The sequence below is a fragment of the Streptomyces sp. RGM 3693 genome, from assembly GCF_050471125.1.
Classification (GTDB): Bacteria; Actinomycetota; Actinomycetes; order Streptomycetales; family Streptomycetaceae; genus Streptomyces.
Window position 1 is genome coordinate 3,040,188 of the sequence record NZ_JBMPPQ010000001.1, and the last position, 13,880, is coordinate 3,054,067.

13 protein-coding genes are annotated in these 13,880 nt (G+C 71.7%); 12 read left to right on the plus strand and 1 reads right to left on the minus strand.

Annotated elements, in window-relative coordinates:
• Positions 1-35: 35 nt before the first annotated feature.
• A complete protein-coding gene (locus ACO0M4_RS13240) occupies positions 36-1,034 on the minus strand; it encodes a ScbA/BarX family gamma-butyrolactone biosynthesis protein (RefSeq protein ID WP_430370143.1) in 999 nt (332 codons plus the stop codon).
• Positions 1,035-1,207: 173 nt separating this feature from the next.
• Between ACO0M4_RS13240 and ACO0M4_RS13245 the strand changes: the two genes are divergently transcribed.
• The 12 genes from ACO0M4_RS13245 to ACO0M4_RS13300 all read left to right on the plus strand — a co-directional run bounded on the left by ACO0M4_RS13245 (position 1,208) and on the right by ACO0M4_RS13300 (position 13,777).
• On the plus strand, positions 1,208-1,897 hold the full coding sequence (locus ACO0M4_RS13245; RefSeq protein ID WP_430370144.1) for a ScbR family autoregulator-binding transcription factor: 690 nt from the start codon (positions 1,208-1,210) through the stop codon (positions 1,895-1,897).
• A gap of 501 nt (positions 1,898-2,398) precedes the next feature.
• The gene (locus ACO0M4_RS13250; RefSeq protein ID WP_430370146.1) at positions 2,399-4,894 is read left to right on the plus strand and encodes an MFS transporter; all 2,496 of its coding nucleotides are present in this window, start codon (positions 2,399-2,401) and stop codon (positions 4,892-4,894) included.
• 254 nt (positions 4,895-5,148) lie between these two features.
• Positions 5,149-5,463, plus strand: a complete 315-nt coding sequence (locus ACO0M4_RS13255; RefSeq protein ID WP_430370148.1) for a hypothetical protein — start codon at positions 5,149-5,151, stop codon at positions 5,461-5,463.
• 587 nt (positions 5,464-6,050) lie between these two features.
• The gene (locus ACO0M4_RS13260; RefSeq protein WP_430370150.1) at positions 6,051-6,749 is read left to right on the plus strand and encodes a DUF4232 domain-containing protein; all 699 of its coding nucleotides are present in this window, start codon (positions 6,051-6,053) and stop codon (positions 6,747-6,749) included.
• A 157-nt stretch (positions 6,750-6,906) separates the two neighbouring features.
• Positions 6,907-7,986, plus strand: coding sequence for a hydrogenase expression protein HypE (locus tag ACO0M4_RS13265; RefSeq protein WP_430370151.1), 1,080 nt, complete (start codon positions 6,907-6,909; stop codon positions 7,984-7,986).
• Positions 7,987-8,053: 67 nt separating this feature from the next.
• Entirely contained in the window at positions 8,054-9,835 is a 1,782-nt protein-coding gene (locus tag ACO0M4_RS13270) for a nickel-dependent hydrogenase large subunit (RefSeq protein ID WP_430371363.1), read from the plus strand.
• A complete protein-coding gene (locus tag ACO0M4_RS13275; RefSeq protein WP_430370152.1) occupies positions 9,832-10,380 on the plus strand; it encodes a hypothetical protein in 549 nt (182 codons plus the stop codon). Before ACO0M4_RS13270 ends, ACO0M4_RS13275 begins: the two co-directional genes overlap by 4 nt.
• Positions 10,374-11,021 (plus strand): DUF5947 family protein, encoded by a 648-nt coding sequence (locus ACO0M4_RS13280; RefSeq protein WP_430371364.1) that lies wholly within the window; start codon positions 10,374-10,376, stop codon positions 11,019-11,021. The genes ACO0M4_RS13275 and ACO0M4_RS13280 overlap by 7 nt, the downstream gene beginning before the upstream one ends.
• Positions 11,018-11,713, plus strand: a complete 696-nt coding sequence (locus ACO0M4_RS13285; protein ID WP_430370153.1) for a DUF6084 family protein — start codon at positions 11,018-11,020, stop codon at positions 11,711-11,713. Before ACO0M4_RS13280 ends, ACO0M4_RS13285 begins: the two co-directional genes overlap by 4 nt.
• Entirely contained in the window at positions 11,710-13,107 is a 1,398-nt protein-coding gene (locus ACO0M4_RS13290; protein WP_430370155.1) for a hypothetical protein, read from the plus strand. Before ACO0M4_RS13285 ends, ACO0M4_RS13290 begins: the two co-directional genes overlap by 4 nt.
• Entirely contained in the window at positions 13,104-13,682 is a 579-nt protein-coding gene (locus ACO0M4_RS13295) for a hydrogenase maturation protease (RefSeq protein ID WP_430370157.1), read from the plus strand. Before ACO0M4_RS13290 ends, ACO0M4_RS13295 begins: the two co-directional genes overlap by 4 nt.
• Positions 13,676-13,777, plus strand: coding sequence for a DUF6893 family small protein (locus ACO0M4_RS13300; RefSeq protein ID WP_430370159.1), 102 nt, complete (start codon positions 13,676-13,678; stop codon positions 13,775-13,777). Before ACO0M4_RS13295 ends, ACO0M4_RS13300 begins: the two co-directional genes overlap by 7 nt.
• The last annotated feature ends 103 nt before the right edge of the window (positions 13,778-13,880 follow it).

Sequence of the window (13,880 nt, forward strand, 5' to 3'; positions counted from 1 at the left end):
TGCGGCTCGTGAGATCGGATATGAGCCGTGCGGACTCAGAGAGGGGACCGGCACATGTCCAGTGCGGTCAGGGTGGAGACGAAGACCGGTTCGCCGTGTTGGAAGCCGGTGACTTCCACCGTGGCGGTGCCGGGAATCGCGCACGGTACCCGGCGCGCTTCGATCAGACAGGGGATGCCGTGCTCCGCGTAACGGCGGAACTCCGTGCCGAAGGCGTACGGGACGAAGGGCGCAGGCGCGGTCAGTGCGCGGGCGGCTTGCTGCGCCGCGTCGAGGAGCGACAGCCCGGGGACGTGATCGTTCTCGGGGTTGACGACCGTGGCGTGTCCCGGCGCGATCCGCAACAGCCACGTGCCGAACTGGCCGGTGGGAGCGAGCAGCACGTCGTGCTCGGTGACGCTGCCGGTCAACTCCGGGGTCAGTGCGGGGCTGATCGGGCCCGCGGCGCGGCGGGCGGCGAGGCGTTGGCCCCGGAGCCGACGGTAGACGGCGGGCGGGGTGACGTTCACGCTGGAGTGCCCCGTGGCGACGATTCGCCCCCCGGCCCGGATCGTCATGTCGAACCGGCTGCTGGCCAGTACGCCCGCCCGCATGCGGGTCTTCCGGCAGAGGACGTCGATGGTCAGCCGGGTCGGTGCGTCCCCGAGGACGTGGTGTTCGGGATCCGTCGTGTAGACGAGGTCGTCGAGGATGAAGTGATGGCCGAGTGGCACGCCGAGCTCGGCGTGCGACAGCAGCAGACCTGCCTGGCGGATGGTTTCGCCGGCGAGCATGACGTGGTGCCGGCCGTGGCTCGGGACGAAGTACGGGTGATCGTGGGGCCACCGTGCCTGGACGGTGAAATGGCTGTCGTCGACCCGCCGCCACGAGGTGATGAGGATGTCCTCGGGGTGCGGGCGGTGCACGAACGTGCCGGGCACGGCGAGGTTCCCATCGTGCTCCGGGCGGACCGCGGCGGGGCGATTCCACACCGGCTGCGTGTGACGTCGGGTCGTGGGTCGATCTGTGGCGCTGACCTGCAACGTGTCGCTCATGACCGCCCCTAGGCATCAATACAGCGGACTTCCGGACAACGGTTAAGATACGTACCATCCGGTTTTCTTTTCAATGCCGATGCCGAGGTGCGGAGCAGCTGTGAATCTGGAGGAGACTTAGGCGGTAGCGAATTGCTGAGAGGCTCAAGCCTTTGAGGGACGGGAGGCGTTCTGTGGCACGTCAGGACCGCGCGATCAGGACTCGGCGAGTGATCTTGGAAGCCGCTGCGTCGGTCTTCGACGAGTTCGGCTTCGACCGCGCGACGATCGCGGAGATCCTCACGCGCGCGGGCGTGACCAAGGGCGCCCTGTATTTCCACTTCCCCTCCAAAGAGGATCTTGCGCTCGCGGTACTTCACGAACAGGTGCTGGACATCGCGGTGCGGCCACAGGCGATCAAACTGCAGGAGTTCGTGGACGCCGGGCAGATCCTGGCGTACCGGCTTCGCCATGACGCGATCCAGCGTGGCGCTGCCCGTCTCGCCATCGAGCAGAGCTCGAACCACCTTGACCGCAGGCAGTCGATGTCGGCGTGGTCGTCCTTCGTCGAAGGGCTCCTGAAGGAAGCCAAGGCGCGGGGCGAGGTGATGGACAGCGTCAACGTACGGGACACCGCCGAGTTGTTCGTCGGCGCCTTCGCCGGACTCCAGATGATGTCGAAGGCGTTCACCAACCAGAACGACCTGAGTCAACGGCTCACCGTCTTCTTCGAGCACACCCTGCCCACCATCGCCGTGCCCGCCATACTCGCCAAGCTCCGACTCGATCCGGAGCGTGGGGCGCAACTCGACGCGGAACTCCAGCAGCATGCCGATCCGGAGGACGAGGAGCCGGGGCCGGACCTGTTGGACGTGGCGCCGTAGCGGGAGCGACGGCTCGTCCTCGCGAAACCGTTCCGGGGGCGGAAGTTCCGCTGCTGGGCAGGAAAGTCGGTTCTGTCCCGGCGTGACGTCGATCGGTGCGCTCCATCCTTGACCCGCTCCTGATCCCCCGGCCGGATGAATGTCAGTGGCGTGCGGTTCACTGGATCCAGTGTCAGTGACAAGGGCGGGGGAGAGCCAATGGGTGGGGTGGCGAGCGGAGGCGGCGCGGATCGAGGGGCGCGAGCCGGGACGGCTCAGGAGCCGGAGGGCGCGATCGGCCGTGCAGCGTACGTCAGTTGGCGTGGACCGGAGCGGTGGCCGATGGGCGTGAGAGAGATCACCGTCCGCGGTCTGAGATCGATCGGCATGGCTCGGAATAGCTCTCTGGACTGAAACGTTCGCCATGCACGTATCAGGGGGTGCAACCCCCTGCCCGCGCACCGCGCACCGCAGCGCACGGCGCACCTTCCGCTCACTCCTGCCGCCCTGGAGGCCGCCCGCATGACCCGGACGACGACGGACCAGCACCCCGCGAGGACGGCGGACTCCGCCACCGCGCTGCCGCTGCCCCCGCCCCCAGAGGGTGGACACCGCAGAGCGCGCGCCGGCATCGTCCCCGTCCTCGCCTTCGCCGGCATCGTCGTCGCGGTGATGCAGACGCTGCTCGTGCCGGTCATCAAGGACCTGCCGACGCTGCTCGGCACCGCGCCCAGCAATGCCACCTGGGTCATGACGGCCACCCTCCTCGCCGGGGCCGTCGCCACCCCCATCATGGGCCGCCTCGGCGATCTCTACGGCAAGCGGCGGATGCTGCTGGCGAGCCTCGCGGTCATGGTCGTCGGCTCGCTGATCTGCGGATTCACCAACCAGTTGATCATCATGATCGTCGGTCGGGCGCTCCAGGGCTTCGCGATGGGCGCGATACCTCTCGGCATCGGCCTGATGCGCGACGAACTGCCCCGGGAACGGCTCGGCTCGGCCATGGCCCTGATGAGCTCCTCGATCGGCGTCGGCGGCGGGCTCGCGCTGCCCGCAGCGGCCTTGGTGGCCCAGCACGCCGACTGGCACACGCTGTTCTTCGCCGCCGCCGGACTCGGTGTGCTCTCGATGCTGCTCACCCTGTTCGCCGTCCCGGAGAGCTCGGTGCGGGCGCCCGGCCGCTTCGACGTCGCCGGCGCCCTCGGTCTGTCCGTCGGCCTCGTCACCCTGCTGCTGCCGATCACCAAGGGCAGCGACTGGGGTTGGGGATCGCCCACCACCCTCGGCCTGTTCGGGGCCGCGGTGCTGATCCTGACGCTGTGGGGCGTGATGGAGCTGCGGATCTCCGACCCACTGGTCGATCTGCGTACCAGCGCCCGGCGCGAGGTGCTGCTCACCAACCTCGCCTCCATCACGGTCGGGGTGGCGTTCTACGCCATCTCGCTGGTGCTGCCGCAGCTGCTCCAACTCCCCAAGTCGACCGGCTACGGCCTCGGCCAGTCGATGGTGGTCGCCGGGCTGTGCGTGGCGCCGCTGGGGCTGACGATGATGTTCGTGGCGCCGGTGTACGCCCGGATCGCCGCCCGGCGCGGCCCCAAGATCTCGCTGCTGCTCGGCATGCTGATCATCGGCATCGGCTACGGCAGTGGGATCGGCCTGATGCAGGCCCCCTGGCAGACGATCATCATCGCGGTGGTGGTCGGCGCCGGCATCGGCCTGGCGTACTCCTCCCTCCCGGCGCTGATCGTCGGGGCCGTCGACCCGTCCGAGACCGGCGCGGCCAACGGCCTGAACACCCTGATGCGTTCGATCGGCACCTCGGTGTCCAGCGCCGTGATCGGCATGGTGCTGGCCCACATGTCCGAGCCGCTGGGACCGGTCGCGGTGCCCACGATGGCCGGGTTCCGGGTCTCGTTCCTGATCGCCACCGCCGCGGTCGCCCTCGGCGTGCTGGTGGCGGCCTTCCTGCCGTCCCAGCGGAAGGCGGCCGGGGCGCGGGAGACGTTGGTGGCGCAGAGTGCGGAGGAGCGGGGTGTAGCGGCGGACGGCTCGCTTGAGGACGGGGGCTCGCCCCTGGTCAGGAAGCCGACCGAGTCCGGGACTTCGGTCGGTACGCCCGTTGCGGCCGGTTCGGTTGGTCTTGCCGATTCCGCCGATTCTTCCGATTCTGCCAATTCCGTTGATTTCGTCGATGTGGTGGGTGTGGTCGACGGCGGTGCTGCCGGGTTCCGGGGGCGGGTCGTCGACACCGCCGGCGGGCCGGTTCCGGGTGCCACCGTCACGTTGATCGACCGGCACGGGCAGCAGGCCGGGGTCACCGCGGCCGCGCCCGACGGGAGTTACGCGCTCGCCGCCCCGGCCGCGGGCACCTACGTCCTCACCGGCGCGGCCCCGGGCCACACCCCGCAGGCCGCCTCGGCCACGTACTACGGCGAGGGCACGGTGGCCGAGGTGGAGCTGGTCCTGGCATCCACCGGCAGCCGGCTCCACGGCATCCTGCGCGGCGGTCCGGACGGGACCGCGCTGGCCGGTGCGAGCGTGGTGATCACCGACGGCCGGGGCGATGTGGTGACCCGCACGTCGAGCGGTGCCGACGGGCGCTGGGAGGTCGGCCAGCTGCCGGACGGTGACTACACGCTCGTCCTCAGTGCCGCGGACCACCAACCGGAGGCGCGTGCCGTGCAGTTGACCGGTGGCGCCGGGGCGGACGCGGGAGGTGAGCCGGTTGGCCAGGACGTTCGGTTGCGGATCACCGCCACGGTGCGCGGCACTGTCCGTGGGCCGGCCGGGCAGCCGTTGGCCGATGCCGCCGTGACCCTGCTGGAGGACGGGACGGTGGCCGGTCACACGGTCACCGGGCCGGACGGTGCCTATGCGTTCACGGATCTGAAGGGCCGTCACTACACGCTGTCGGCGGCCGGATATCCGCCGCACGCGGCGCCGATATCCCTGGCGGGGGGTACGGACGAGCGGCTGGATCTCGACCTGGTGCAGCCGGGCGGAGCGGGGGAGCGCTGAGGGCGCGCCCCGAGTCGTCGGCTTCCCGCCGCCCGTACGCCACCTCCGCCGCCCCGCCGACGACTGCCCGCCCGGCGGGGCGAGAGTCGCTAACTGCGGTGCGATGGTTGCTGGTTGCTGGTTGGGCTGGACCTGTCCAAGGGGCTGTGGTCGGGCCTTTCCCACACCGTGCAGCGCGCGACCGACGACAGCGGGCGGGAGGCCAGGCCGAAGGACCGTGGGAACTGTTCCGCCGTGCTTGTCTCGACCCGGGTGTGAACGGTCCGCTGACCCGCGGTGCCTGGCGCGCCACCGAACCCTCGCCGGAGGAACACCTCGTCCGCCACGAACGGGGCACCGGCCAGGGCCTACGGGCGTACGGGGGGCGTAGCAACGGGCCGCCGGCCGCATTCGCCCGGGCACCGGCCGCGGCCGGCCACCGAGCGGACCCCACCGCGTACGCCGAACGCACCACCGCCGCAGGGCCGGACGCCACCGCCGCCGGCCGGACGCCACCGCCGTCGCCCACCTCTGCCGTCGGACCGGGCGGGGCGTCCACAGGGGCGCGGGCCAGGACCGCTCCGTACTGACCGCGTCGGTGCGGGCCGTGCTGGCGGCCGTCAATCGGGCGGCGCGGACGTAGCGCCACCGGACCCGCGAGGCCGCCCGGAAGCACCGCCGGGCGGCCGGTGGCCGGTGGCCGGAAAGCGCCGTCCCCGTGCAACCTCAGCGTCAAGGGAAGCGTCTCGTCCACACCCTATGGTGGGATTTCGGTCGAGTGCGGACCCCGGTCCGCCCCGGGCGCACAGCGACTCCACCAGCGCTGACGCCCGGGGCCCGGCCCTGCGCACTTACCAGGGGCACGGGCCTGTGGCACGGGACGCCCGGGGCACAAGGAGTCTTCCGGGGCCGGTGGGCGGGAAGGCTGAAACGGCCGAACCTCGTAGTGCCGCGCCCGCAACCGCGGATATTTCTGCGAGCCTGGGCGGCGCACCGGTGTTCCGGCTGGTCACACCGGTCGCCGGAGCAGCGTCGAACCGGGCGCGCGGCCTCGTTAGCGGGGTGTTAGTGCCGCGTTAGCGGACTGGCAGTGCCCGGGAGCACGCTGGAAGAGCAACGGACGGACCGTACGCACCCACCTTTACGAGGGTACCCACCTACCAGACGAGGGGGACTCATGTCGCTCACCATCAAGACCCTCGGCCGCGGCCGCCGTGTCGCCGCCGGATCGCTGATCGCCGTCACCGCGCTGACGCTCTCTGCCTGCCAGAACGGCACGGACAGCGCGTCCCGGTCCTCGTCGGCCGCCGCGCCCGCCACCTCCAGCGCGAACGGCGCGCCGTCGACCGGTGGCAGTGCGCAGTCCGCGCGGAACTCGGCCCGGCCATCCAACGTGGCCAAGCCCTCCGCCGGCACCGCCGGCGTTCCCAACGCCAGCCAGGCCAACCCCTCGGCCATGACGGCCTCGGACCGCTGCACCGCGACGGACATGTCGCTGCACGTGGGCCGCACCGACATCGGCGCGGGCAACATCCGGGTGCCGCTGGTCTTCACCAACAAGGGCAAGAAGGCGTGCTCGCTGCGCGGCTTCCCGGGCGTTTCGCTGATCCAGCGCGACGGCTCGGCGGTCGGTACGCCCGCCTCCCGCGAGGGCGGCGCCGGTGGCAGCGTGCGGCTCCAGCCCGGACAGAGCGCACACGCCGTGCTGCACACGGTCAACGAGGGCGTCTCGGACATCCCTTGCTGGAAGAACTCGCAGATCGTGTTCGTCTACCCGCCCGGCTCCAAGGAGTCCATGACCACCGGCAGCGGCGGGCTGCGGGTGTGCGGCGGCACCTTCACCGTGTCCACGGTGGAGTCCGGGGTGCCGTCCTGACGGCAGTCCCTCCTCGGGCCGTGGGGCCGTTCCGGTGCTGGTGCGTCACCGGAACGGCCCTTGTCGGCTCTCCTTGCCTCCCCGGCGGTGTTACCAAGGTGGACGGAAGCCGTGCCGAGCGCTTCCGTTGCCCACCTCCCCGAGGAGGCACATCGCCATGGATGCCGCACCTGCCCCCGCGACCGCCCCGTCCGCACGGAAGGGCGAGGACGAGTCCCCGATCCACATCCTCTGGATCAACGCCGGCCTGAGCTGCGACGGTGACTCGGTCGCGCTGACCGCCGCGACCCAGCCCAGCATCGAAGAGATCGCACTCAGCGTGTTGCCGGGCCTGCCCAAGATCCAGGTCCACTGGCCGTTGATCGACTTCGAGAGCGGGCCCACCCAGGGCGCGGACACCTTCATCGAGTGGTTCTTCAAGGGCGAACGCGGTGAGATCGACCCGTTCGTGCTGGTCGTCGAGGGGTCCATCCCCAACGAGGCCATCAAGCCGGAGGGCTACTGGTGCGGCTTCGGCGACGACCCCGAGACCGGGCAGCCGATCACCACCAGTGAGTGGATCGACCGGCTGGCCCCCAAGGCGCTCGCCGTCGTCGCCATCGGCACCTGTGCCACCTACGGCGGTATCCACGCCATGGCTGGCAACCCGACCGGCGCCATGGGCGTGCCCGACTACCTGGGCTGGGACTGGAAGTCCAAGGCCGGTATCCCGATCGTGTGCGTACCGGGCTGTCCCATCAAGCCGGACAACTTCTCCGAGACCCTGGTCTACCTGCTCTACCAGGCGGCCGGCGCGGCCCCGATGATCCCGCTGGACGAGCAACTGCGGCCCACCTGGCTCTTCGGCGAGACCGTGCACGAGGGCTGCGACCGGGCCGGGTACTACGAGCAGGGCCAGTTCGCCACGACCTACGACTCGCCCAAGTGTCTGGTGAAGATCGGTTGCTGGGGTCCCGTGGTCAAATGCAATGTGCCCAAGCGGGGCTGGATGGACGGCATCGGCGGCTGCCCCAACGTCGGCGGGGTCTGCATCGCCTGCACCATGCCCGGCTTCCCCGACAAGTTCATGCCGTTCATGGACGAGCCGCCCGGCGCCAAGCTCTCCAGCACCGCCAGTTCCGCCTACGGCAACGTCGTCCGCCGACTGCGCGGCATCACGGCCCGGACCGTGGACCACGAGCCCAAGTGGCGGCACCGGGGCGAGAAGCTGACCACCGGCTACCGCCGCCCCTGGTGACCACACCCCCATCCGACGCTCCGTCAGACCCCCACCCCGGCACGCGAAGAAGGGCATGGCACAGACAATGGCACCGAAGACCAAGACGGCCGGTGACGGCAGCGGTCTGACGGAGATGTCCTGGGACCCGATCACCCGGATCGTGGGCAGCCTGGGCATCCACACCAAGATTGACTTCAAGCAGAAGCGGGTCGCCGAGTGCTACAGCACCTCGTCCGTCTTCCGCGGCTACAGCGTCTTCATGCGCGGCAAGGACCCGCGCGACGCGCACTTCATCACCAGCCGGATCTGCGGGATCTGCGGCGACAACCACGCCACCTGTTCGGTCTACGCCCAGAACATGGCCTACGGGGTCAAGCCCCCGCACCTCGGCGAGTGGATCATCAACCTCGGCGAGTCCGCGGAGTACATGTTCGACCACAACATCTTCCAGGAGAACCTGGTCGGGGTCGACTACTGCGAGAAGATGGTCCGGGAGACCAACCCGGGCGTCTGGGAGCTCGCCCAGCGCACCGAGGCCCCGCACGCCGGCGACCACGGCTACCGCACCATCGCCGACATCATGACCTCCCTCAACCCCATCGAGGGCGAGTTCTACCGCGAGGCGCTCCAGGTCAGCCGGTACACCCGGGAGATGTTCTGCCTCATGGAGGGCCGCCATGTGCACCCCTCCACGCTCTACCCGGGCGGCGTCGGCACCGTGGCCAGCGTCCAGCTCTTCACCGACTACCTCAGCCGGCTGATGCGCTACGTCGAATTCATGAAGCGCGTGGTGCCGCTCCACGACGACCTCTTCGACTTCTTCTACGAGGCGCTGCCCGGCTACGAGGAGGTCGGCCGGCGGCGGGTGCTGCTCGGCTGCTGGGGCGCGCTCAACGACCCCGAGCACTGCGACTTCACCTACCGCAACATGACGGACTGGGGCCGCAAGATGTTCGTCACCCCGGGCATCATCGTCGACGGGAAGCTGGTCACCAACGACCTCACCGAGATCAACCTCGGCATCCGCATCCTGCTCGGCAGCTCCTACTACCAGGACTGGGAGGGCCAGGAGCAGTTCGTCACCCACGACCCGCTCGGCAACCCCATCGACCCGCGCCACCCCTGGAACCAGCACACCATCCCCGCCCCGCAGAAGCGGGACTTCAACGACAAGTACAGCTGGGTGATGTCGCCGCGCTGGTTCGACGGCAAGGAGCACCTGGCGCTGGACACCGGCGGCGGTCCGATCGCCCGCCTGTGGTCCACCGCGCTGTCCGGGCTCGTCGACACCCCGTACGTCAAGGCCACCGGCAACAGCGTCGTCATCGACCTGCCGCGCAGCATGACCCGGCCCGAGACCCGCTTCGAGTGGAAGATCCCGAAGTGGAGCAACGCGCTGGAGCGCAACCGCGCCCGCACCTACTTCCAGGCGTACGCGGCGGCCATGGCGCTGCACTTCGCCGAACAGGGGCTTCAGGAGGTGCGCGCCGGACGCACCCAGACCTGGGAGAAGTTCGAGGTCCCCGACGAGTCCATCGGCTGCGGTTTCACCGAGGCGGTGCGCGGCGTCCTCTCGCACCACATGGTCATCCGCGACGGCAAGATCGCCAACTACCACCCCTACCCGCCGACCCCGTGGAACGCCAGCACCCGCGACTCCTACGGCACCCCGGGCCCCTACGAGGACGCGGTGCAGAACACCCCGATCTTCGAGGAGAACTCCCCGGAGAACTTCAAGGGCATCGACATCATGCGGACGGTGCGCAGCTTCGACCCGTGCCTGCCCTGTGGCGTCCACATGTACGTCGGCGGCCGGACCGTCCAGACCATGCACGTCCCCACCGGGCTGAGCGGGCTCGCCGGATGACCGCGCCCGTCGCCGCCCCCGACGCCGAACTGACCGGCCGTCGGGTCGAGGAACTGCTGGACCGGCTCACCGAGCACGGTGACGCCGCGACGGCCGCGACCGCCGAGGAACTCGTCCGCGTCCTGATGGACTTCTACGGCGCCGGACTGACCCGCATCATGCACCTGGTCGAGCGGCGCACCGGCGCGGACGGGCCACGGACCGCCCTGCTGGGGGACGCCCTGGTCAGCAGCCTGCTGGTGCTGCACGACCTGCACCCGGAGGACGCCGCCACCCGCATCGACCGGGCACTGGCCAGCGCCCGGAGCCAGGAAGCGGTCGAGGTCGCGGAGTTCGTCCCGGAGACCGGGGCGCTGCGGCTGGCGGAGAGCGCCGCCGGCGGCTGCGGGTGCGGCGGCGCGGCCGACCGGCCGGCGGTCGAGGGCGCGCTGTCCTGCTTCGCGCCGGAGGTCACCTCGGTCGCGTGGGAGACCCTGACCGCGGCTCCGGAGCTGCCCCTGCTTCAGATCTCCCGCCGTCCGCCGACCGCCGCCCCGGCATCGTGAGCGCCCCGTCGACCGCCGCCCACCGCGGCCTGCGGCGCTTCCGGGCCCCCGCGCCCCCGCCGCCCGAACGCTGCGAACTGTGCGGCACCGAACTCGCCGGCCGCCACCGCCACCTGGTCGACACCCGGAACCGCGCACTGGCCTGCGCCTGCCCGCACTGCGCGCTGCTCTTCGAGCGGCCCGGGGCCGGCGGCGGGCAGTTCCGCACCGTCCCGGACCGCTTCCTGACCGACCCCGGCCACCACCTCGACGACGCGGTCTGGGACCGGCTCCGGATCCCCGTCGGCGTCGCCTTCCTCCTGGACAACGCCGCCCTGGGCCGGGTGGTGGCGCTCTACCCCAGCCCGGCCGGCGCCACCGAGAGCGAACTCGACCCGGCCGCCTGGCAGGCCGTCCGCGACGCCACCCGACTGGCCGACCTCCTCACCCCCGACGTCGAGGCCCTGCTGCTGCACCGCGGCGACGGCCGCACCGACTGCCACCTGATCCCGGTCGACCTGGCCTACGAACTCACCGGCCGGCTGCGGCTGTTGTGGCGCGGCTTCGACGGCGGCGCCGAGGCCCGCGCCGCCCTGGCGGACTTCTTCGCCGACATCGCCCGCCGGGCCCGGGAACCGCGCGAGGAGGCCCAGCGGCCGTGACCGAGCTGTCCTTCGTCTGCACCGGCGTCCGCGCCGACCGCTACGCCGCCGCCCCGACCCTCCTCTTCCGGCTGCGGATCACCGCCGCCGGAGCGGCGCGGGTGCACGCCCTGGCACTGCGCTGCCAGTTGCGCATCGAACCGGCCCGGCGCGACTACGACCCCGAGGAGGCCGCCGCGCTGGCCGATCTCTTCGGGGTGCGGTCCCGTTGGGGCAGCACCCTCAAGCCCCTCCAGTTCGCCCAGGTCTCCCAGATCGTCCCCGGCTTCACCGACGAGACCGAGGTGGACCTGCCGGTCCCGTGCAGCTACGACCTGGAAGTCGCCGCCGGCCGCTACGTCAACGCCCTGCGCGACGGCGAGGTGCCGCTGCTGCTGCTCTTCTCCGGCACCGTCTTCGCCGGCCCGGGCGGCTTCCAGGTCACTCCGGTGCCCTGGCACAAGGAAGCCGAGTGCCGGCTCCCGACCGCCGTGTGGCGCGAGATGACCGACACCCACTTCCCCGGCTGCGGCTGGCTGCGGTTGCCGCGCGAGAGCCTGGACGGGCTGCTGGCGTTCCGGTCCCGGCACGCCCTGCCGTCCTGGGAGGCCACCGTCGCGGCGCTGCTGGCCGCCGCGGACGGCGCCGGACCGGGATCCCCCGGCTTCCCCACCGCCGTCGCCCGCCCCGTCACCGAGAGGACCGCACCGTGACCACCCCCGCGCCCACGGACCCCCTGGCGGAACGGTTCGCCGCCGCCCGGCACGTCGCGGACGCCGTGCTCTTCGAGGGCTACGTGCTCTACCCCTACCGGGCGTCCGCCGCGAAGAACCGGCTGCGCTGGCAGTTCGGCGTCCTCGTACCTCCCGGATGGGGCGCCGACCGGGCCGAAACCTCCCACCAGCGCACCGAATGCCTCATGGAGCCCCGCGCCGGCGCCCGGCTCCGCGTCGAGCTCAGGTTTCTGCGCGCCCAGCGGCGTACCGTCCAACGCCGGTGCCCCGACGGGGAGTTCGTGACCGTACCGGAACTGGAACTGCCCGACCGGGTGCTGGTCCCGTGGGACGAGGGCACCGAGGAGCGCTGCCCGCTCGACGTGGCGGTCGCCGACCTCGCCGGGGACGGTGTCACCGTCCCGTTGACCTGGCCCCCGGGCGAGGACACCGAGCCGGTGCACGACGCCGACGGTCAGCTCGTCGGCCGGCTGGTGCGCCGTAGAGAAGAGATCAACGGGGTGCTGCGGCTGACCGCGGAGGAGATCGCCGGCCCGTACGCGGTGCTCAAGCTGACCGCGACGGTGCAGAACACCAGCGACTGGGTCCCGGACCCGGCGGCGGACGACCGGGACGCGGCGCTGCCCCGCTCACTGGTCGCCGCGCACCTCCTCCTCGGACTGAGCGCCGGCCGGTTCCACTCCCAGACCGACCCGCCCGAATGGGCCCGGGGCGCGGTCTCCGACTGCCGCAACGAACACACCTGGCCGGTGCTGGCCGGCCCGCCCGGGAGCACCCAGGTGATGCTGTCCGCCCCGATCATCCTGGAGGACCACCCGGCCATTGCCCCCGAGAGCCCCGGCGCGCTCTACGACGCCCTGGAGATCGACGAGATCCTCGCCCTCCGCACGGCGGCCCTCACCGACCAGGAGAAACGCGAGGCCCGCGGCACCGACCCCCGGGCCGCCGAGGTGATCGACCTGGCCGACGGGATGCCGCCCGAGGTGCTGGAGCGGCTGCACGGTGCCGTACGCGCGCTGCGCGAGGTCACCGGACCCGCCCCGGCCCCGCAACCGGCCCGTCCCGACACGCCCTGGTGGGACCCGGCCGGTGACCGCGATGTGGATCCGCTGACCGACCGGATCACCGTCGACGGCCGTTCGGTCGGCGCCGGCAGCCGGGTGGCGCTGCGCCCCGGCCGACGCCGCACCGACGCCCAGGACCTCTTCCTGCACGGCCGCGCCGCGCAGATCGAGGCCGTCCTGCACGACGTGGACGGCGGGGTGCACCTCGCGGTGACCGTCGAGGGCGACCCGGGCGCCGACATCCGGCGCGAACAGGGCCGGTTCCTCTACTTCCAACCCGACGAACTCGCGCTCCTGGAGGAAGAGTGAGCGGCGACCCGCCCCCCATCCTGCCGCCCGGCCGCACCCTGATCGCCGGCGTCGGCAACATCTTCCTCGGCGACGACGGCTTCGGCGTCGAAGCGGTCCGCGCACTAGGGGCGCACGCCCTCCCCGACGGCGTGGAACTGGTCGACGCCGGTGTCCGCGGCGTACACCTCGCCTACCGGATGCTGGACGGCTACGCGACGGTGCTGTTGGTGGACGCCGCGGCGCGCGGCGGCGAGCCCGGCGCGCTCTACCTCCTCGACGCCACCGACCCCGCCGACGCCGCCGCCCGCCCCGGAAACACCCCGATCGACGCCCACCACATGACCCCGGACGCCGTCCTGGCGCTGCTCGACACGCTCAGCGCGGGCACCGGCGCCCGCCGCCCGGAACGCGTCCTGGTCGTCGGCTGCGAACCCGCCGACACCACCGAAGGGATCGGCCTGAGCGCGCCGGTCGCCGCCGCCGTCGACGAGGCCGTCCGGCTCGTACTGCGGCTGGTCGGCGCCGACGAACCGGAGCCGGCTACCACCGGTGCCCCGGCTGCCACCAGTGAGAGGAACACGTCACCATGCTGAAGCTCGTCCTCGGCGGCGCCCTGGCCGCCGCCCTCGCCCTCGCCCTGCGCAACCTGCCCGACGTCAAGCGCTATCTGCGGATGCGCGCCATGTGAGGCCGGGCCGGTCCCACGGGTGGCGGGCGCGCTGCACCGAACGGTGTATGCCGCCGCGCCACCCCGGCGAGGCACCCCGGACGCCCCGGGACCGCACCGTCTA

Excerpts from the sequence above, each read along its gene's own strand:
- ACO0M4_RS13240 (WP_430370143.1), bottom strand. The coding sequence starts at position 1,034 with ATGAGCGACACGTTGCAGGTCAGCGCCACAGATCGACCCACGACCCGA.
- ACO0M4_RS13250 (WP_430370146.1), top strand. The coding sequence starts at position 2,399 with ATGACCCGGACGACGACGGACCAGCACCCCGCGAGGACGGCGGACTCC.
- ACO0M4_RS13260 (WP_430370150.1), top strand. The coding sequence starts at position 6,051 with ATGTCGCTCACCATCAAGACCCTCGGCCGCGGCCGCCGTGTCGCCGCC.
- ACO0M4_RS13265 (WP_430370151.1), top strand. The coding sequence starts at position 6,907 with ATGGATGCCGCACCTGCCCCCGCGACCGCCCCGTCCGCACGGAAGGGC.
- ACO0M4_RS13270 (WP_430371363.1), top strand. The coding sequence starts at position 8,054 with ATGGCACCGAAGACCAAGACGGCCGGTGACGGCAGCGGTCTGACGGAG.
- ACO0M4_RS13275 (WP_430370152.1), top strand. The coding sequence starts at position 9,832 with ATGACCGCGCCCGTCGCCGCCCCCGACGCCGAACTGACCGGCCGTCGG.
- ACO0M4_RS13300 (WP_430370159.1), top strand. The coding sequence starts at position 13,676 with ATGCTGAAGCTCGTCCTCGGCGGCGCCCTGGCCGCCGCCCTCGCCCTC.